This is a genomic window from Massilia aurea (genome assembly GCF_040790145.1).
Classification (GTDB): domain Bacteria; phylum Pseudomonadota; class Gammaproteobacteria; order Burkholderiales; family Burkholderiaceae_D; genus Telluria; species Telluria aurea_C.
The window spans coordinates 210919-231551 of sequence record NZ_JBFMMP010000005.1; the positions used below are offsets into that span (position 1 = coordinate 210919).

A 20633-nucleotide genomic window follows, 5' to 3' on the forward strand; every position below is an offset into this window, starting at 1 on the left:
ACATGACCACGACCATTCAACTTCTCGACGCCACCGTGTTTGGCAAGGTCGGCGTGCTGTTTGGCGGCCGCTCGGCCGAGCGCGAGATTTCCCTTATTTCGGGCAACGGCGTGCTGCAGGCGTTGAAGAGCCGCGGCATCGATGCGCATCCGTTCGATCCGGGCACGCACAGCCTGGCCGACCTGGCCGCGCAGAACTTCGACCGCGTCTTCATCGCGCTGCACGGCCGCTACGGCGAAGACGGCAGCCTGCAGGGCGCCCTCGAACAGCTTGGCATTCCGTACACCGGCAGCGGTGTGATGGCGTCGAGCGTCGGCATGGACAAGATCACCACCAAGAAGCTGTGGCTGATGGAGGGTGTGCCCACGCCAAAATACGCGACGGTCGATGCCGACACCGATCTCGATGCGCTGGTCCAGGAACTGGGCTTGCCGCTGATCGTCAAGCCGCCGCTCGAAGGCTCGAGCATCGGCATCACCAAGGTGACCGAAGCGGGCCAGCTGGCCGATGCGATCGCGCTCGTGGCCAGCATGGACGACGCGGTGCTGGCCGAGCAGTTCGTCACCGGCCGCGAGTTCACGGTGGCCGTGCTGGGGCAGGGCGCCGCCGCTCGCGCGCTGCCGATCGTCGAGATCGTTGCGCCCGAAGGCAAGTACGACTACCAGAACAAGTACTTCACCGACGACACGCAATACCACTGCCCGGCGCCGCTGCCCGAAGAGCTGACGCAGGAGATCCAGCGCCACGCCGTGAACGCCTACCGCGCGCTCGGTTGCGAAGGCTGGGGACGCGTGGACGTGCTGGTGCGCGACAGCGATATGCGCCCGTTCCTGCTCGAGGTGAACACGTCCCCCGGCATGACGACGCACTCGCTGGTGCCGATGGCGGCGCGCGCGGTGGGCATCGGCTACGAAGACCTGTGCATCGAGATCCTGCGTTCGGCGCGGCTCAAGATGGGCAACCTGAAGAACAAAGGCTAGAGACGATGTGGCATGACGTCCGCTCCCTCAACGCGACCGCCAGCTTCCTGACGGCGCTGACGGTGCTCGCCTCGCTGGTGTCCGGCGTCTGGTGGCTGTCGCAGCGCCCGATGTTCGCACTGGGCTCGGTGACGGTGGAGAGCATGTACGACATCGACCTGAAACACGTGAACGAGCTGACCGTGCGTAACGGCGTGGTCGGCAAAATTCGCGGCAACTTCTTCACCGCCGACCTGGAACAGGTGCGCGCCACCTTCGAGACCGTGCCGTGGGTGCGCCGCGCAACGGTGCGCCGCGAGTGGCCCAACGCGCTGGTGGTTGAAGTGGAAGAACACGAGGCGCTCGGCACCTGGGGCGACGAGGGCCGGCTGTTGTCGGTCAAGGGCGATGTGTTCACCGCCAATATCGCCGAAGCCGACGATGAACAGGCGCTGCCGGCCTTTGATGGTCCGGTGGGCAGCGAGAAGGACGTGCTGGCGCGTTTTAACGAATTGCGCACGTCGTTCGCGAAGGTAGCGCTGGTGCCGCAGGCGCTGTCGCTGTCGAACCGCTATGCGTGGACGGTGAAACTCGATAACGGCATGAGCGTCGAACTCGGACGCGAACAGGATCGCAACACGTTGAACAAGCGCGTGGCGCGCCTGGTCGGTGTGTATCCGCAGCTGGTGGCCCGGCTGCAGGAAGGCCGTATCGATACGATCGATATGCGCTATCCGAACGGATTGGCCTTGTCGTCGGCGGCGCTTACGGTGCCGCTGGACGCGACGAAGCCGGTCAAGGCGGCCAAGAAACCCAAAGCAGTACCGCATCCAAGAACCAAACCAACAACCAAGCAAATCTGAGCAGGCTACAGCAATGACAAAAGACGCGAAAAACCTGATCGTCGGCCTCGACATCGGCACCAGTAAAGTGGTGGCCGTGGTCGCCGAAGTGATGTCCGACGGACGCCACGAGGTGATCGGGCTGGGCCAGCACGAGTCCAAGGGATTGAAGAAGGGGGTGGTCGTCAACATCGAGGCCACCGTCGAATCGATCCAGCGCGCGCTGGAAGAGGCCGAGCTGATGGCGGACTGCAAGATCCGCAACGTCTACGCCGGCATCGCCGGCAGCCATATCCGCTCGTTCAATTCGAGCGGCATGGTGGCGATCAAGGATAAAGAGGTCACGGCCACCGACGTGGCGCGCGTGATCGAGACCGCCAAGGCGGTCAACATCCCGACCGACCAGCAATTGCTGCACACGGTGCCGCAGGAATTCATCGTCGACAACCAGGAAGACGTGCGCGAGCCGATCGGCATGAGCGGCATCCGCCTGGAAGTGCGCGTGCACATTGTCACCGGTGCGGTCTCCGCAGTGCAAAACATTGTAAAGTGCGTGCGCCGCTGCGGTCTCGAGGTCTCCGACCTGATCCTGCAGCCGATGGCGTCCGCCGACGCGGTGCTGACGGTCGACGAAAAGGAACTGGGCGTGGTCCTGATCGACATCGGCGGCGGCACCACCGACATCGCGGTGTTCTCGGACGGCGCGATCCGCCACACGGCCGTGATCCCGATCGCGGGCGACCAGATCACCAGCGACATCGCGATGGCGTTGCGCACGCCAACCGGCGAAGCCGAAGATATCAAGATCCGCTACGGGGTGGCCAAGCAGGTATTGGCCGATCCGGGCGAGACACTCGAAGTGCCAGGTCTCGGTGACCGCGGCCCGCGCGCTTTGTCGCGTCAGGCGCTGGCGGCCGTGATCGAGCCCCGGGTGGAGGAGCTGTTCGCGATGGTGCACCAGGCGGTGCGCGAATCGGGCTACGAAGGCGTGCTGTCGTCCGGCATCGTCCTGACTGGCGGCAGCGCGATCATGCCCGGCATGATCGAAATGGCGGAAGACATCTTCCTCAAACCGGCACGCCTCGGCACGCCGGACTACCGCGGGCAATTGGCCGATGTGGTGCGCAGCCCACGCTACGCAACCGTCCTTGGCTTGCTGCTCGAAGCGAAGAAGCAGTACCTGCGCGGACATATCGTCACGCGTCAGGACGGTTCGGTGAAGGCAGTCTGGCAGCGCATGAAGGAGTGGATCGCGGGGAACTTCTGACTCACCAGCAAATGCACTAGCACTTGGTAACAAATTAGGTAGCGAAATTTCATCACGGATTACAGTTTTTTACATACAATCGCAGATACCGGTTTGAGGCAGCGAACCAGATACGCAAAGGCCTCGTTCCAGGAACTGCACTTTGAAAATTAGGGAGCACATCATGGAGTTCGATATGGTCGATAACGCAGCACTGGGGACCGTGATCAAGGTCGTGGGCGTCGGTGGCGCCGGCGGCAACGCGGTTCAGCACATGATCAATAAAGGTGTATCCGGTGTCGAGTTCATCGCCGCAAACACGGACGCGCAGGCGCTGGCCGTTTCGGGCGCCAACAACATCATCCAGATCGGTGACTCGGGCCTGGGCGCAGGGATGCGTCCTGAAGTCGGTCGCCAGCTCGCCGAGCAATCGCGCTCGCGCATCGAAGACGCACTGCGCGGCGCGCACATGGTCTTCATCGCGGCCGGCATGGGCGGCGGCACCGGCACCGGCGCTGCACCGATCGTGGCCGAAGTGGCCAAGTCGATGGGCGCACTGACCGTGGCTGTCGTCTCCAAGCCGTTCTCGTACGAAGGCCAGAAGTGCATGGACGTGGCCGAAGCGGGCCTGGAAGAACTGACCAAGCACGTCGACTCCCTGATCGTCATCCTGAACGAAAAACTCGAAGACATCTACGAAGACGAGAGCATGCTCGACTGGATGCAGCACGCCGACGACGTGCTTAACAACGCCGTCGCCGGTATCGCCGAGATCATCAACGTGCCGGGCCACATCAACGTCGACTTCAACGACGTCAAGACGATCATGGGCGAGCAGGGCAAGGCCATGATGGGCACTGCCACCGCGTCGGGCGTCGACCGCGCGCGCATCGCCGCCGAACAGGCAGTCGCCTCGCCGCTGCTCGACGGTATCGACCTGTCGGGCGCCAAGGGCGTGCTGGTCAACGTGACCGCAAGCCGTGGCCTGAAAGGTAAAGAGATCAAGGAAGTCATGGCCGCCGTGCGCGCCTTCGCCGCGCCGGACGCGTCGATCGCACAGGGTATCGCCTACGACGACGCCATGGGCGACGAAATCCGCGTGACCGTGGTCGCCACGGGCCTGGGCAAGAACAAGAAGTCGATCCAGCTGGTCCAGCCGCAGCAAGTCATGCGCACCGGTACCTACGACGCGCCAGTGATGCAGGGCGCGGCAGCAGTGGCCGGCGGCCTGACCGCCGGCAAGGCCAGCGCCGACGCGCTGGGCGGCATGAAGCAGCCAGCCGTGTGGCGCCGCGAGCAGGCGTCCGAGCAAGTGCAGGCGATGCAGCGCAATGGCGTCGAGACGTACGATATTCCAGCGTTCCTGCGCAAGCAGGCCGACTGAGTCGTTTGCGTGATGGCCGGCGCGAGCCGGCTTGTTGAAAGGGCCAGCGCAAGCTGGCCTTTTTGTTTGCGTGCCGCGTGCAGGTGTTCAAGCCCGCAGCGGTCATACGTCGTTCCCGCGGAGGCGGGAACCCAAGTCCTCAGCGCTGCTGCTACGCGTGATGATGAAGGCTGCGTTTGCAAACTTGGATTCCCGCCAAGGCGCCCGGCGAGGGCGGGAATGACGGTTTTGGGGGCGGGGGTGTTCTCGAAAGCTGGCGATTGGCGAAGACCTGCACACCGATCCCGGATCGGCGATAATGACAAGATTCACAAAACATCAACAGGAGCGAACATGAGCATTCAGATTGGCGAACGCCTGCCGGAAGGCACCCTGGCAGAATTCATCGAGAACGAAACCGAAGGCTGCAGCCTGGGCCCGAACACCTTCCAGATCGCCGATCTGGTCAAGGGCAAGAAAATCGTCATCTTCGGCCTGCCGGGCGCCTTCACGCCGGGTTGCTCGGTGCAGCACGTGCCGGGTTACGTCAAGCACGCCGACGACCTCAAAGCCAAGGGCGTCGATGAGATCTGGTGCATCTCGGTCAACGATGCGTTCGTGATGGGCGCCTGGGGCCGCGACCAGAAGGCCACCGGCATCGTGCGCATGATGGCCGACGGTAACGCCACGTTCACCAAGGCCCTGGGCCTGGACAACGACTTTTCGGCACACGGCATGGGCGTGCGCTCGAAGCGCTACTCGATGCTTGTCGAAGACGGCATCGTCAAGACGCTGGACCTCGACGCCAAGGGCGTCGAAGCCTCGAGCGCCGAAGCGATGCTGCAAAAGCTGGGCTGATCCCCGCCGCACGACCGCATGACCAACGGCGCCGCGGCGCCGTTTTTTTCACCCCATCTCGTTGAAAGCCGCCTCATGAAGCGCCCATCCGGAAACCTGTACAGCATCTACGCGATGCTGCTCGCCGTCTTCATGTTCGCCCTGATGGACACGGCGATGAAGCTGCTGTCGGCGCGCTATCCGGCGCTGCAGGTCGCGGCGCTGCGCGCCATCTGCTCGCTGCCCTTGATTACTGCCTACGTGGCCTGGCGCGGGGCGTTTGCCGGCATCTTCCAGGTTCGCTGGCCGATGCACCTGCTGCGCGGGGTGCTGGGCATCCTGATGCTGGCGCTGTTCGCCTTTGGACTACAACAACTGTCGTTGGCCGAAGCGTATTCGATCTTCTTCATCGCGCCGGCCCTGATCACCGCACTGTCGGTGCTGCTGCTGCGCGAGCGCGTGAACCTGGCGCGCTGGGTCGCCATCGGCGTCGGCCTGCTCGGCGTGCTGGTGGTGCTGCGTCCCAGCGGTGCGGGCTTCCTGACAGTGGGCGGGCTGGCGGTCCTGGGGTCGGCCGCGTGCTACGCCGTCTCGGCCATTACGGTGCGGGTGCTGGCACGGACCGATCGCAGCGAGCATACGGTGTTCTGGCTGATCGTCCTGATTTCGATCGGGGCCGGCCTGCTGGCGGCGCCCGGCTGGGTCCCGATCCCGGCGCGCGAAATCCCGCTGCTGTGCGGCCTGGCCGTGTCGGGCTTCATCGGTCAACTGGCGATCACCGAGGCGTTTTCGCGCGGCGAGGCGTCGAGCGTGGCGCCGTTCGAATACTCGGCCCTGGCCTGGGGCGTGGGCCTCGACTGGCTGCTGTGGCGCGCGCTGCCCGACGGCTACACGCTGCTGGGCGCGGCAATCATCATCGGCAGCGGGCTGTATCTGATCCGCCACGAGAAAGAGCACGTCGAAGCCGAACATCCCTGAAGCCAGGCAGGGCGCAGCAGCGTGAAACACGCTGGGCTATAATCGATCCATGCTGAAACAACGAACCATCAAGGAACTGGTCCGCGCCACAGGTGTCGGGCTGCACTCGGGCCGCAAGGTCGAACTCACCCTGCGCCCGGCCGGGCCGGACACGGGCATCGTGTTCCGCCGGGTCGATCTCGACCCGATCGTGTCCATTCCCAGCTCGGCGCACGTGGTGGGCGACACGCGCATGGCGTCGGTGCTGATCAAGGACGATGCGCGCGTCTCGACCGTCGAACACGTGATGTCGGCCTGCGCCGGCCTCGGAATCGACAACCTCGTCATCGACGTGACGGCCGAGGAAATCCCGATCATGGACGGTTCGGCCTCGTCGTTCGTGTTCCTGCTGCAGCAGGCCGGCGTCGAAGAACAACCGTCGGCGCGCAAATTCATCCGCGTGCTGAAAGACGTCGAAGTGCGCCAGGGTAGCGGCGCGAACGAGAAATGGGCGCGCCTGTCGCCGCACAACGGCTACAAGCTCGACTTCTTCATCGAATTCAATCACCCGGCGGTCGATGGCACGATGCAGCGCGCGAGCGTGGACTTCGGCGACATCACCTATGTGCGCGACGTGGCGCGTGCACGCACGTTCGGCTTCATGCAGGACGTGGAAAGCCTGCGCGGCATGGGCCTGGCGCGCGGCGGCTCGTTCGAGAACGCGATCGTGATGGACGAGTACCGCATCCTCAATGCCGATGGCCTGCGCTACGAGGATGAATTCGTGCGCCACAAGATCCTCGATGCGATCGGTGATTTGTACCTGGTCGGTCATCCGCTGCTGGCCAGCTACACGGCGCACAAGTCGGGCCACGCGCTCAATAACGACCTGCTGCGCGCTTTGCTGGCGCAGCCGGATTCGTACGAGATCGTCAGCTTCGATGCGCTGGAGACGGCGCCGCCGTCGTATGTGAAGCAGATGACGCGCGAGTGGGCGCAGAGCTGAAACGCTCTTATCTTCTCTTTGCCGCCAGCGCCCTGAGCGCCGCCACCAGGTCGTGATTCTGCTTGTCGTCCGGTAGCGACGCGGCCAGTTCCTCGAACGCGCGCACCGCCGTCGGCGGCAGCTCCAGCGTACGCATCTCGGGTTTGTCGGGCAGCGCACGCGTGACCTGCACCTTGATGCGGGTCGATTCCACCTGCCAGCCGCGCCCGATCAGCGTCGTCTGCAACTTCGGCAGCATCTGCTTGAGCCGCGCCGCCAGCGCCGAGCTGGGCACGGCCAGGATCAGGACGCCTTCCTGGAACGACAGCACATCGCAGTTGTGAAACACGGCCGGCAGCGCCGCCGCGCAATCGTTCTGCAGGCGCGCCATGCGTGTGATGGCCGGCATCAGGCTGGCCAGGCGATCGTTCGAGCGCAGGAAGTCGGTCGCGGCGTGCGAAGTCTGCCGGTTCTTGGTGCCGAAGATGTGGACCGGACGCTTGGGGGGAGATTGCTGCATGCTCGGAACATACCACAGCGCGCCGCAAGTTGGGAAACCCCGGGAAGCGTGCCGGGAGGGCGGAATTGCGCGCGGCACGAGGCAGTCTGATAACGTTTCTGTCCATGCAGGACTTGTTATCCTGCCTACGATCCCCAAGTGTGGCCGAATCGCATGATAAAATCAGTGGTTATTTGCCTAACGCGGTCTTTGGTGAAATCTGTTTGATATCATCTTGGCTCCCTCATTGGCGTCTATTGCGGCGTATTTAATACTAGAAACCAAGCATGTCATTCCTGACCCAGATTTTCGGCAGTCGCAATCAGCGACTGCTCAAGCAATATCAAAAGACCGTGCGTGTCATCAACGCGCTCGAGCCACAGATGGAGCAGCTCTCGGACGCGGAACTGCAAGCCAAGACGCCTGAATTCAAGGACCGGCTGGCCAAGGGCGCGACCCTCGACGAGATCCTGCCGGAAGCGTTTGCCGTCTGCCGCGAAGCTGCCAAGCGCGTGATGAAGATGCGCCACTTCGACGTGCAGCTGATCGGCGGCATGGTCCTGCACCAGGGCAAAATCGCCGAGATGGGCACGGGCGAGGGCAAGACCCTCATGGCAACGCTGCCGGTCTACCTGAACGGCCTGTCGGGCAAGGGCGTGCACGTCATTACCGTCAACGATTACCTGGCCCAGCGCGATGCCGACCAGATGGGCCAGCTGTACGGCTGGCTGGGCCTCACGACCGGTGTCAACCTGTCGCAGCTCGATCACGACAGCAAGCAAAAAGCCTACAGCTCGGACATCACCTACGGTACCAACAACGAATTCGGCTTCGACTACCTGCGCGACAATATGGTCTACGACCTGCGCGAGCGTGTCCAGCGTGGCCTGAATTTCTCGGTGGTCGATGAAGTCGACTCGATCCTGATCGATGAAGCGCGTACGCCGTTGATCATTTCGGGCCAGGCCGAGAACCACACCGACCTGTACATCCGCCTGAACGCGGTGCCGCCGCAGCTGGTGCAGCAGATCGGCGAAGAAACCCCGGACGGCAAGGGCAAGATCGAAGTCCCGGGCGACTACCTGAAGGATGAGAAAGCGCACACCGTGTTGCTGACCGAAGCGGGCCACGAGCACGCCGAAGCGATCCTGACCGAGATGGGCCTGCTGCCAGAAGGCGCGTCGCTGTACGACGCCGGCAACATCACCCTGATCCACCACCTGTACGCTGCGCTGCGCGCGCACGTCCTGTACCACAAGGACCAGCACTACGTGGTGCAGAACAATGAAGTGGTGATCGTCGATGAATTCACCGGCCGCCTGATGACGGGCCGCCGCTGGTCCGATGGCCTGCACCAGGCTGTCGAAGCCAAAGAAGGCGTGCGCATCCAGAACGAGAACCAGACGCTGGCCTCGATCACGTTCCAGAACTACTTCCGCATGTACGGCAAGCTGGCCGGCATGACCGGTACCGCCGACACCGAAGCGTTCGAATTCCAGGAAATCTACGGCCTCGAGACCGTCGTCGTGCCGCCGAACCGGCCGTCGCAGCGCAAGGATCGCCAGGACCAGGTCTACAAGACGTCCGACGAGAAGTACAACGCGATGGTCATGGACATCCGTGACTGCTACGAGCGCGGCCAGCCAGTCCTGGTGGGCACCACCTCGATCGAGAACTCCGAGCTGTTGTCGGGCATTCTGACCAAGGCGAACCTGCCGCACAACGTCCTGAACGCGAAGCAGCACGCGCGCGAAGCGGAAATCGTGGCGCAGGCGGGCCGGCCGAAGATGATCACCATCGCCACCAATATGGCCGGCCGCGGTACCGACATCGTCCTGGGCGGCAATATGGGCAAGCAGATTCAGCTGATCGAAGCCGATGGCAACCTCACGCCGGAACAGAAAGCCGCCCAGTCGCAGACGCTGCGCGACGAGTGGCAATCGCTGCACGATCACGTGGTGAATGCCGGCGGCCTGCACATCATCGGCACCGAGCGCCACGAATCGCGCCGCGTCGACAACCAGCTGCGCGGCCGTTCGGGCCGCCAGGGCGATCCGGGTTCGTCCCGCTTCTACCTGTGCCTGGACGACGCGCTGCTGCGCATCTTCGCGGGCGACCGCGTGCGCGCCATCATGGACCGCCTCAAGATGCCGGAAGGCGAACCGATCGAAGCGGGCATCGTCTCGCGTTCGATCGAGTCGGCCCAGCGCAAGGTCGAGGCCCGCAACTTCGACGTGCGCAAGCAACTGCTCGAGTACGACGACGTCGCCAACGACCAGCGCAAGGTGATCTACACCCAGCGTAACGAACTGCTCGAAGCGACCGACATCAGCGACATGATCAATTCGCTGCGCGTGGGCGTCTTCACCGACCAGGTGCGCACCCATGTGCCGGCCGAATCGGTCGAAGAACAGTGGGACATCAAGGCGCTGGAAACGACGCTGGCAGCCGACTGGAGCCTGAACGTCCCGCTGCAGCAGATGCTGCAGGACGAGCCGAACCTGAACGACGACGACCTGCTCGAGCGCGTGCTGGCTGCGGCCGAGACCTCGTACAGCAGCAAGGTCGGCGTCGTGGGCCGCGAATCGTTCGGCGGCTTCGAGCGCAACGTCATGCTGCAAAGCGTGGACACCCACTGGCGCGAACACCTCGCGGCGCTGGACCACCTGCGCCAGGGTATCCACCTGCGCGGCTACGCGCAAAAGAACCCGAAGCAGGAATACAAGCGCGAAGCGTTCGAACTGTTTTCCAATATGCTGGACCTGATCAAGAACGAAGTGATCCGCACCGTCATGACCGTGCATATCCAGTCGCGCGAAGAAGTCGATGCGGCCGAAGCGGCGATGGCGGCGCAGGCGGCCCAGCTCGAGAACGTCAACTACCAGCACGCCGACTACAACCCGTCGGCCGCGCCGGAAGAACTGTTCAATCCGAACCCGAACACCGGCGGTGCAGGCGACGCCGTGTCGGCGGAAGACCACAGCAGCTATATGGGCGTTAAGGTCGGCCGCAACGATCCATGCCCTTGCGGCAGCGGCAAGAAGTTCAAGCAGTGCCACGGCAAGCTGGCATAAGCTTCAGCGCAGACTGCAGGTAGCATGAAAAAACGGCCGGGGAAACCCGGCCTTTTTTATTGCTGCCTGCAGTTTGAACATCATGTACTGGCGCGCTCGATGAACTCGAATCCGACATCGACCACGCGCGTGGCAACGTCGGCCTTTTCGATACGCTGGATCAGCATCGACGCCGCCAGTTCGCCGATCCGGCTGCCGTTGACACGGATCGTCGTCAGCGCCGGCGTGGTGTGGGCGGCGAAGTTGACGTCGCCGTAGCCGAGCACCTTGAGCTGCTGCGGCACCGTGATGCCGCGCGCGCCGGCTTCCATCAGCACGCCCAGCGCCAGGCTGTCGGCGCCGCAGAAGATGCTGTCGGTATCGGGATGCTTGCCCAGCACGCGCGCCAGCGCCTCGCGCCCGTGGCCGAGGTGGGTGGGCGAGGGCGCCGGGTACACCGGCACCGCGCGCCCGGTGAGCGCCGCCATGGTGTCGACAAAGGCCGCGCTGCGCGCTAGCGCGCGCCGGTCGTTCGGCGTGATAACGGCCGCGCGCCGGCCGCCGCGCGCATGCAGGTGGCGCGCCGCGGCGGCGCCCACCTGGGCGTGCGAAAACCCCACCAGCATGTCGATCGGCGCCTCGGTCAGGTCCCACGTCTCGACGATCGGCACGCCGGCCCCGGCCAGCCGCTTGCGCGATGCCGGCGAATGCACCACGCCGGTCAGGACGATGCCCGCCGGGCGCCGGCCGATCACTGCGTCGAGCAGTGCATCTTCACGCGATTCGTCGTAGCCGCTCTGTCCGATCAGGAACTGGTAGCCGGCCGCGGCCAGTGCGATCGTCATCGCTTCGGTCGTTTCCTGGAACACGGAACCGGACAGCGACGGGATCAGCGCCACGATCAGCTTGCTGCGATTGGAGGCAAGGGCGCCGGCCAACAGGTTCGGCACATACCCGGTGTCGCGGATGGCCTCCTGCACCCGGCGCAGCGTCTCGGGAGAGACCTGGTCGGGCGTGTTGAGCGCGCGTGAAATCGTGACCTTGGTGACCCCGACGATCCCGGCCAGATCCTTCAACGTGACGCCCTGGCCGGTGTTGCGGCGTGCGCGTCGTGGCGCCGCGGGTGGCGTCGTGCCCGGGCCTGGTATCAGGTCATTGTCCAAGGTATTCCCAAAAATTTTGTGTGCGTCATTGTAGCAATTACCGCTCAAATGGTTTAGGATTAACGCATGTTACCGGTTACATTAACCGGTAACAGTGACCGGTTACATCGAATAATAATAATTTCCGGATAACCACGGGCGCCGTTTTCAGGGCCGACGCTGTAGAGGAGACACGATGCGCACCATCTGCCATTGCCCAGCGCTAGCCGCCATTGCCGGCGCACGCACCCGAGCCGCCACGTCCGCCCCGGCGACGGCGCCGCGCTCCATCCAGGCCGCCGCCGCGTCTGACCTTCCCCTTTCCCATTTCATCCGATGACAACCATGACCAACGAGCAGCAGAGCTCCCCCCTGATCCGGCTGCATGAGGCCGACAACGTGCTGATCGCCCGCAGCCAGCTGGCGCTGGGCCAGCAGATCGAAGCCGGCGGCGTCGCGGTGCGCATGCGCGCGCAGGTGCCGGCCGGCCACAAGGTCGCGGCCCGCCGCATCGCCCTCGGCGAGCCGATCAGGAAATACGACACCGTGATCGGCTTTGCCGCGCGCGACATCGAACCGGGCGACCACGTCCACTCGCACAATATCGAACTGCGCGAATACGACCGCGATCCCGGTTTCGGCCAGGACGTGCGCCCCGTCGATTACCTGCCGGAAGACCAGCGCGCCCGGTTCATGGGCATCGTGCGCCCCGACGGCCAGGTCGGCACCCGCAACTTCATAGGCATCTTCTCGTCGGTGAACTGCTCGGCCACGGCCATCAACAAGATCGCCGAATGGTTTACGCCGGAGCGCCTGGCCGATTATCCGAACGTCGACGGCGTGGTCGCCTTTGCCCACACCAGCGGCTGCGGCATGTCGTCGCCGAGCTACCACTTCGAGGTCCTGCAACGCACCATCGCCGGCTATGTGCGCCATCCGAACCTCGCCGGCGCCCTGATCGTGGGCCTGGGCTGCGAGCGCAACCAGGTTGCCAGCCTGGTCAGCGCGCAAGACCTGCAAGAGAGCGGCCAGCTGCGCACGATGGTGATGCAGGACGCCGGCGGTACGCGCCAGACGATCGCCGACGGCATCGCTATGGTCCAGCAGATGCTGCCGGCGGCCAATGCCGTCACGCGCCAGCCGGTCTCGGCCAGCCACATCAAGATCGGCCTGGAATGCGGCGGCTCGGACGGTTTTTCGGGGATCACCGCCAACCCGGCCCTGGGCGCGGCGATGGACATCCTGGTGCGCCACGGCGGCACCGCGATCCTGTCCGAAACGCCTGAAATCCACGGCGTGGAAAACATGCTCACGCGCCGCGCCGTCACGCCTGCCGTCGGCCAAAAGCTGCTCGACCGCCTCGAGTGGTGGAAGGAATACACGAAGGGCCAGAACGCCCAGTTCAACGGCGTCGTCGGACACGGCAACCAGCAGGGCGGGCTGGCCAATATCTTCGAAAAGTCGCTCGGCTCGGCCATGAAGGCCGGCACCACGCCGCTGCAGGCGGTCTACGAATACGCCGAACCGATCGACCGCACTGGCTTCGTGTTCATGGATTCGCCGGGCTACGATCCAGTGGCCGTCACCGGCCAGATCGCCAGCGGCGCCAACCTGATCTGCTTTACCACGGGCCGCGGCTCGATGTTCGGCTCTAAGCCGGCGCCGACGCTCAAGCTGGCCAGCAACACAGCGATGTACAAGCGCCTCGAGGAAGACATGGACATCAACTGCGGCCTGGTGCTCGACGGAGAGGCCAGCATCGAGCAGATGGGCCAGATCATCTTCGACGAGATCCTTCGCGCCGCCTCGGGCGAGCGCACCAAGAGCGAACTGCTGGGCCTGGGCGACCACGAATTCATCCCGTGGCACCTTGGCGTGGTCAGCTGAATTCCTGCGCCTTCCTGAACCTCTTTCTGTCTGCACCTATGAATCCAAACCTGACACTGACCCGCAACAACCTGATCCGCCAGCAAAGCTTCGTCGATGGCCAGTGGGTCGACGCCGCCGACGGCCGCCGCATGGCCGTCATCGATCCCGCCACCGGCGCCACCATCGGCGAGGTGCCCGACAGCGGCGCGGACGATGCGCGCGCTGCCGTCGACGCAGCCCAGCGCGCCTTTGAATCGTACCGCCACACGGTGGCGCGCGAGCGCGCCGCGCTGCTCAAGCGCTGGCACGGCCTGATCATGGCCAACCAGGAAGACCTGGCGCGCCTGATCTCGCGCGAGCAGGGCAAGCCGCTGATGGAAAGCCGCACAGAAGTCGCCTACGGCGCCTCGTATGTCGAATGGTTCGCCGAAGAAGCCAAGCGCGGCGGCGGCGACGTGATCCCCGAGCAGCACCCGGGCCACCGTATGCTGGTGGTCAAGCAGCCGGTGGGCGTGGTGGCGGCGATCACGCCGTGGAACTTCCCGCTGGCCATGCTCGCTCGCAAGATCGCACCGGCCCTGGCCGCCGGTTGCGCGGTCGTGTGCAAGCCGGCCGAAGACACGCCGCTGACCGCGCTGGCCATGGCCGCGCTGCTGGAAGAAGCGGGCGCGCCGGCCGGCCTGGTCAATATCCTGACGAGCTCGCGCGAACGCGCCGCGCCGCTGGGCGACGCCTGGCTGGCCGACCCACGCGTGCGCAAGATCTCGTTTACCGGCTCGACCCCGGTCGGCAAGCACCTGGCGCGCCACAGCGCCGACACGCTCAAGCGCCTGTCGCTCGAACTGGGCGGCAATGCGCCGTTCATCGTGTTCGAGGATGCCGACCTGGTCGCCGCCGTCGATGGCCTGATGGTGGCCAAGTTCCGCAATGCCGGCCAGACCTGCATCTGCCCGAACCGCGTGTACGTGCAGCAGTCGGTGTACGCAACATTCATCGAGATGCTGGCCGCGCGCGTGGGCGCCCTGACGATCGGCCCGGCCGGCGGCAGCGCCGAGATCGGCCCGCTGATCAACCTGCGCGCCATCGAGAAGGCCGAAGCGCACCTGGCCGACGCCGTGGCGCATGGCGCACGCCTGGTTGTGGGCGGCGCCCGCCACGCCTGCCCGGATGCCCCGGACGGCCACTTCTTCACGCCGACCGTGGTGGCCGACGTCGATGCGCGCATGCGCATGTCGCACGAGGAAACCTTCGGCCCGGTGGTGCCGGTCACGCCTTTTGCCACCGAGGACGAAGTGGTCGCGCTGGCCAACGACACCCCGTACGGCCTGGCCGCCTACTTCTATTCGCGCGATATCGACCGCGTGTGGCAGGTCGCCGAAAGCATCGAGGCCGGCATGGTCGCCGTCAACGACGGCGTGCTCTCGACCGAGGTGGCGCCGTTCGGCGGCATCAAGGAATCGGGCTACGGCCGTGAAGGCTCGCAGTACGGCCTGGACGAATACCTCAACATCAAATACATCCGGCACGGCAACCTCCCGGTCCGCAAGCAGGCCTGAACACTGTCGATACGAAAGCACATCATGTACGAAAACACATTCAAGGCCGCGCTCGCGGCGCGCCGCCAGCAGATCGGCCTGTGGCTGTCGCTGGCCAATGCCTATAGCGCAGAACTGTGCGCGACGGCCGATTTCGACTGGCTTCTGCTCGACGGCGAACACGCCCCGAACGACCTGCGCGGCACGCTCGAGCAGTTGCAGGCGGTGGCGCCATACCGCTCGCACCCGATCGTGCGTCCGGTGACGGGCGACCCGGCGCTGATCAAGCAGCTGCTCGACATCGGCGCCCAGACCATCCTGGTGCCGATGGTCGAGGATGCCGAGCAGGCGCGCCGCATGGTCGCGGCCATGCGCTACCCGCCGCAGGGCATGCGCGGCGTGGGCAGCGGCGTGGCGCGGGTGTCGCGCTGGGGCCAGCGCGCCGACTACCTCGACGTCGCCAACGACGAAGTGTGCCTGCTGGTGCAGGTCGAGAGCCGCACCGCGCTCGACAACATCGAGGCGATCTGCGCGGTCGACGGCATCGACGGCGTGTTCATCGGCCCGGCCGACCTGTCTGCCTCGCTCGGTCACCGCGGCAACCCGGGCCACCCCGAGGTTCAGGCGGCGATCGAGGATGCGATTCGCCGCATCGTCGCCAGCGGCAAGGCCGCCGGTTCGCTGGTGGCGGACAACGCACTGGCGCGCCGCTATCTGGCGCTGGGCTGCACCTTCCTGGCCGTGGGCCTGGACGTGCGCGTTTTGGCCAGCGGCGTACGCGCCCTGCGCGCCGAATTCCGCGACGACGGGTCTGCCGCCGCAGCCGCCCCGGCCGCCCTGGCCAGCGGCCCTTACTGAGCGCCCGACAGGAGTCCATCGTGAGTGCTTTTGAACAAACCAATCTGCTCGACCGGCATGCCTTGTCGGTCGATGCGGACAAGCTGGCCGCCGAACTGTCGGCCGCCCTGGCTGGCGAAGTGCGCTTCGATGGCGGCAGCCGCGCGCTGTACGCCACCGACGCGTCGAACTACCGCCAGGTGCCGATCGGCGTGGTCATTCCGCGCACGATCGACGACCTGGTCAAGACCCTGGAAATCTGCCGCCGCTACCAGGCGCCGATCCTGGCGCGCGGCGCCGGAACCTCGCTGTGCGGCCAGACCTGCAATGTGGCGGTCGTGGTCGACACCTCGAAGTACCTGAACCGGGTGCTGGCGGTGGACCCGATCACGCGCCTGGCGCGGGTCGAGCCGGGCGTCGTGTGCGACAGCCTGCGCCACGCGGCCGAGGCCCACAAGCTGACCTTCGGCCCCGATCCGGCCACTCACAGCCGATGTACGCTGGGCGGGATGATCGGGAATAATTCGTGCGGCGCCCACTCGGTCATGGCCGGCAAGACGGTCGACAATATCGAGCGGCTTGAAATCATCACCTACGACGGCCTGCGCATGTGGGTCGGCCCGACCCCCGAGCCGGAACTCGAGCGCATCATCGCCGAGGGCGGCCGGCGCGGTGAAATCTATGCCGGTCTGAAGGCGCTGCGCGACCGTCACGCGGCCCAGGTGCGCAGCAAGTTCCCGAACATCAAGCGGCGCGTGTCCGGCTACAACCTGGACGAACTGCTGCCCGAGAACGGCTTCAACGTGGCGCGCGCGCTGGTCGGCAGCGAAGGCACCTGCGCCATGGTGCTGCAGGCCGAAACGCGCCTGGTCGACAGCCCGCCGGTGCGCGTGCTGGCCGTGCTCGGCTACCCGGACATCTATTGCGCGGCCGACCAGACGCCGGCGATTCTCCCGTACGGCAATATTTGTCTCGAAGGCCTCGACAAGAGCATGATCGACGACATGCGCCGCAAGAACGAGGCGCTGGGCGGGCAGATGAACGATATCGCGCTGCTCCCCGAAGGCAATGCCTGGCTGGTGGTCGAATTCGGCGGCGCGACGCTGGCCGAGGCCGAAGCCAGGACGCGCGCCTTGATGACGGCCCAGGCGCCGCACACGGTGGCCCAGCAGATCTACCTCGACAAGGCGGTGCAGAACCGCGTGTGGGCGATCCGCGAAGCCGGCTCTTCGGCCCGCAATGCGGTGCCCGGCCAGCCCGAGACCTACGCCGGCTGGGAAGATGCGGCGGTCGACCCGAACCGGCTGGGCGACTACCTGCGCGCCTACCGTAAGTTGCTCGACAAGTACGACTACGACGCGTCGCTGTACGGTCACTTCGGCGACGGCTGCATCCACGGCCGCGTCACGTTCGACCTGTCCACCGACGCCTCGGTGGCGCACTGGCGCTGCTTCATGGTCGAAGCGGCCGAACTGGTGGTGGCCTACGGCGGCTCGCTGTCGGGCGAACACGGCGACGGCCAGGCGCGCGCCGAACTGCTGCCGATCATGTTCGGCGAAGAGATGATGGACGCGTTCCGCCAGTTCAAGCGCATCTGGGACCCGCAAAACCGCATGAATCCGGGCAAGCTGATCGACGCCTATCCGCTGCACGCCAACCTGCGCACCGGCCCGGCCTACCGCGCGATCGCGCTCAAGCCGGTGCACTTCTCGTTCGCGCGCGACAACGGCAGCCTGCTGCAGGCGTCGCAGCGCTGCGTCGGCGCCGGCAAGTGCCGCCGCATTGAGGGCGGGGCGATGTGTCCGAGTTTCCGCGCCACCGGCGAAGAGAAGGATTCGACCCGCGGGCGCGCGCGCCTGCTGTTCGAGATGATGAACGCCGACTCGCCGATGGCGCACGACGCCGGCAACGAGCACGTCAAGGAAGCGCTCGAGACCTGCCTGTCGTGCAAGAGCTGCAAGAGCGAATGTCCGGTGTCGGTCGACATGGCCACCTACAAGGCCGAGTTCATGGCCCAGTATTACCAGGGCCGGCGGCGTCCGCGCCGCGCCTACACGGTCGGCCTGATCGACCGCTGGGCGCGGGTCGGCTCGCTGATGCCGGGCCTGGTCAACTTCATTACCCAGACCCCGGGCGTGAGCGGCCTGGTCAAGCAGCTCGCCGGCATCGCACCCGAGCGCCAGGTGCCGGTGTTCGCCGGTCAGACCTTCCGCACCTGGTTCCAGAAGCGCAGCCGGCGTAACGCCGCCGCCGCTGCCGCCGCGGCGCCGACCCGGCCGAAGGTGCTGCTGTGGCCCGATACCTTCAACAACCACTTCCATCCCGAGGTGGCGCAGGCGGCCGTCGCGGTGCTCGAACACGCCGGCTTCGACGTGACGATCCCGAAACGCCACCTGTGCTGCGGCCGGCCGCTGTACGACTTCGGCATGCTCGACCAGGCCAGGAAGCAGTTCGTCGACATCCTCGATGCGCTGCGCGAAGACATCCTGGCCGGCGTGCCGCTGGTGGGCCTGGAGCCGGGCTGCCTGTCGACCTTCCGCGACGAGCTGGTGAGCCTGTTCCCGGACGATGCGCTGGCCAAAAAGCTCAGCAGCCAATCGTTCATGCTCAGCGAATTTCTCGAGCAGTCGGGCTACGTGCCCGCGCAGACCGATGGCGAAGCGATCGTGCACGCGCACTGCCACCACCGCGCCGTGATCGGCATGGCGGCCGAGCGCAGCATCCTCGACAAGACCGGCATGAAGATTACCGTGCTCGATTCGGGCTGCTGCGGCATGGCCGGCTCGTACGGCTTCGCGCCGGAGCACGTCGAGGCCTCGATGGCGATCGGCGAGAAGGTCTTGCTGCCGGCCATGCGCGCGGCCGCGCCCGACACCCGCCTCGTGCTCAACGGTTTCAGCTGCCGGGAGCAGGTGCACCAGGGCGCCGGCCGGCGCACGCTGCACCTGGCCGAGGTGCTGGCCGCGGCCATCGCGCCGGGCGGCGCACAGAACACGACGAACAACTAGAACAAACGTCGGCAATACACCCGGGCGCGGCCGCCGCGCCGTACCCGGGCGAAAAGAAGGGCGGGGCCGCTGGCCAGTCCCGCTTTACCATCGCGAATCAGGAGACAAGATGAATCAAAGCAAGCGCACCAATGTCCGTTGGTACGTCGCCGCCATGATGTGGGCGGCGATCGCCATCAACTATATCGACCGTACCGTGCTGTCGGCGGCCTCACCCCAGATCCAGTCGGAATTCGGCCTGACCCCGATGCAAATGGGCATCGTGATGTCGGCCTTCTTCTGGTCGTACGCCGCGCTGCAACTGCCGGCCGGCTACCTGGCCGACCGCTTCGGCCAGAAGAAAACGCTGGGCCTGGCCGTGGTGTGGTGGTCGGTGGCCACCGCCGTCACCGGCATCGCCACCGGCTTCAAGTCGCTGGTGGCCCTGCGCGTGGCGCTGGGCGTCGGCGAAGCGGCCGCCTACCCGAGCAATGCCGGCATCGCCGCCAAGTGGTTCCCACGCAGCGAGCGCGCCACCGTGGCCGGCATCTTCGACAGCGGCTCGAAATTTGGCGGCGCTCTGGCGCTGCCGATGATCGTCTGGCTCATTTCGCTGTATGGCTGGAAAGAGACGTTTGTCATCGTCGGTGCGCTCGGCATCGTCTGGGGCCTGGTGTGGTGGCGCATGTTCAAGGATTCGCCGGCCAAGCACCCCGGCGTGAACCAGGCTGAACTAGATCACATCCTCGATGGCCAGACCCAGGAGCAGGTCACCGACAAAACCATGCCGCTCAAGTGGTACCAGCTGTTCCGCTACCGGAATATCTGGGCGATGTGCATCGGCTTTTTCATGATCAACTACAACTCGTACTTCTTCATCACCTGGCTGCCGACCTACCTGGTCAAGGAACGCCAGATGGGCCTGCTCGAAATGGGGTTCATGGCTTCGCTCCCGCTGGTGGTGGCGATGTTCGTCGAAGTGCTGGCCGGCTGGCTGTCCGACAAGGTCTATAAATCGGGCAAGTATTCGCTGACGGCGATCCGCAAGACCTTCCTGATCGTGGGCTTGGTCATGGCTTCGAGCATCGGCTTTGCCGCCTTCGCCGAGTCGGCCGTGATGGCCGTCGTGCTGCTGTGCATCGCCAAGTCGGGCACCACTATCGCCGCCTCGCAGGTGTGGGCGCTGCCGGCCGACGTTGCGCCGCGCAATATGACGTCGATGGTCGCGGGCGTGCAGAACAGCGTGTCGAACCTGGGCGGCGTGGTCGGTCCGATCATCACCGGCGCCATCGTCGGCGCCACCGGCTCGTTCGAGTACGCGCTGGTGTTCTCGGCGGCCCTGATCGTGATCGCCATCCTCAATTACCTGTTCTTGCTCGGCAAGGTCGAGCGGATCGAACCGGAACAGGACCTGGCGCTGGCGAAGTAACACCCGCACGTTTTTTCGCACCCACCGCACCACCCGTAGTCATTAGCCCGGCCGCAGTGCGCGGCCGGCGCTCGTCCAGAAGAGACCGAGGAG

15 protein-coding genes are annotated in these 20633 nt (G+C 65.4%); 13 read left to right on the top strand and 2 right to left on the bottom strand.

The genetic code is table 11. The features are described from left to right. Window positions 1-2 precede the first annotated feature (2 nt). From AB2N08_RS10610 to lpxC, 7 genes are all read left to right on the top strand, one after another. Entirely contained in the window at window positions 3-980 is a 978-nt protein-coding gene (locus AB2N08_RS10610) for a D-alanine--D-alanine ligase (protein WP_367610603.1), read from the top strand. A 5-nt stretch (window positions 981-985) separates the two neighbouring features. After that, on the top strand, window positions 986-1822 hold the full coding sequence (locus tag AB2N08_RS10615) for a cell division protein FtsQ/DivIB (protein WP_367610604.1): 837 nt from the start codon (window positions 986-988) through the stop codon (window positions 1820-1822). 13 nt (window positions 1823-1835) lie between these two features. Next, window positions 1836-3068, top strand: a complete 1233-nt coding sequence (ftsA, locus tag AB2N08_RS10620) for a cell division protein FtsA (RefSeq protein ID WP_367610605.1) — start codon at window positions 1836-1838, stop codon at window positions 3066-3068. Between the two features lie 163 nt (window positions 3069-3231). Next, window positions 3232-4431 carry a cell division protein FtsZ gene (gene ftsZ, locus AB2N08_RS10625; RefSeq protein ID WP_367610606.1) on the top strand — a complete coding sequence of 400 codons (1200 nt, stop codon included), beginning with the start codon at window positions 3232-3234 and terminating at the stop codon, window positions 4429-4431. Window positions 4432-4764: 333 nt separating this feature from the next. Then, window positions 4765-5268 carry a peroxiredoxin gene (locus AB2N08_RS10630; RefSeq protein ID WP_367610607.1) on the top strand — a complete coding sequence of 168 codons (504 nt, stop codon included), beginning with the start codon at window positions 4765-4767 and terminating at the stop codon, window positions 5266-5268. 75 nt (window positions 5269-5343) lie between these two features. Then, window positions 5344-6225, top strand: a complete 882-nt coding sequence (locus AB2N08_RS10635) for a DMT family transporter (RefSeq protein ID WP_367610608.1) — start codon at window positions 5344-5346, stop codon at window positions 6223-6225. A gap of 49 nt (window positions 6226-6274) precedes the next feature. Beyond that, window positions 6275-7210 carry a UDP-3-O-acyl-N-acetylglucosamine deacetylase gene (gene lpxC / locus AB2N08_RS10640; RefSeq protein ID WP_367610609.1) on the top strand — a complete coding sequence of 312 codons (936 nt, stop codon included), beginning with the start codon at window positions 6275-6277 and terminating at the stop codon, window positions 7208-7210. Window positions 7211-7217: 7 nt separating this feature from the next. On the opposite strand, the gene AB2N08_RS10645 is transcribed toward lpxC, so the two are convergent. Further along, window positions 7218-7709: a DciA family protein gene (locus AB2N08_RS10645; RefSeq protein WP_367610610.1), complete on the bottom strand. Its 492-nt coding sequence runs from the start codon at window positions 7707-7709 to the stop codon at window positions 7218-7220. 266 nt (window positions 7710-7975) lie between these two features. On the opposite strand from AB2N08_RS10645, the gene secA reads away from it, so the two are divergent. Next, window positions 7976-10762 (top strand): preprotein translocase subunit SecA, encoded by a 2787-nt coding sequence (gene secA / locus AB2N08_RS10650; protein WP_367610611.1) that lies wholly within the window; start codon window positions 7976-7978, stop codon window positions 10760-10762. Between the two features lie 80 nt (window positions 10763-10842). On the opposite strand, the gene AB2N08_RS10655 is transcribed toward secA, so the two are convergent. Beyond that, window positions 10843-11817 (bottom strand): LacI family DNA-binding transcriptional regulator, encoded by a 975-nt coding sequence (locus AB2N08_RS10655; protein WP_367610662.1) that lies wholly within the window; start codon window positions 11815-11817, stop codon window positions 10843-10845. Between the two features lie 411 nt (window positions 11818-12228). On the opposite strand from AB2N08_RS10655, the gene AB2N08_RS10660 reads away from it, so the two are divergent. The 5 genes from AB2N08_RS10660 (at window position 12229) to AB2N08_RS10680 (ending at window position 20540) form a co-directional block, all read left to right on the top strand. After that, entirely contained in the window at window positions 12229-13770 is a 1542-nt protein-coding gene (locus AB2N08_RS10660) for a UxaA family hydrolase (RefSeq protein ID WP_367610612.1), read from the top strand. A gap of 38 nt (window positions 13771-13808) precedes the next feature. Then, the gene (locus tag AB2N08_RS10665; RefSeq protein ID WP_367610613.1) at window positions 13809-15308 is read left to right on the top strand and encodes an NAD-dependent succinate-semialdehyde dehydrogenase; all 1500 of its coding nucleotides are present in this window, start codon (window positions 13809-13811) and stop codon (window positions 15306-15308) included. 24 nt (window positions 15309-15332) lie between these two features. Continuing rightward, complete coding sequence (gene hpaI / locus AB2N08_RS10670; protein WP_370662410.1) at window positions 15333-16145, top strand: 4-hydroxy-2-oxoheptanedioate aldolase; 813 nt, start codon at window positions 15333-15335, stop codon at window positions 16143-16145. Window positions 16146-16165: 20 nt separating this feature from the next. Further along, a complete protein-coding gene (locus AB2N08_RS10675) occupies window positions 16166-19132 on the top strand; it encodes an FAD-binding and (Fe-S)-binding domain-containing protein (RefSeq protein WP_367610614.1) in 2967 nt (988 codons plus the stop codon). 109 nt (window positions 19133-19241) lie between these two features. Beyond that, the gene (locus tag AB2N08_RS10680; protein WP_367610615.1) at window positions 19242-20540 is read left to right on the top strand and encodes an MFS transporter; all 1299 of its coding nucleotides are present in this window, start codon (window positions 19242-19244) and stop codon (window positions 20538-20540) included. Window positions 20541-20633 lie beyond the last annotated feature (93 nt).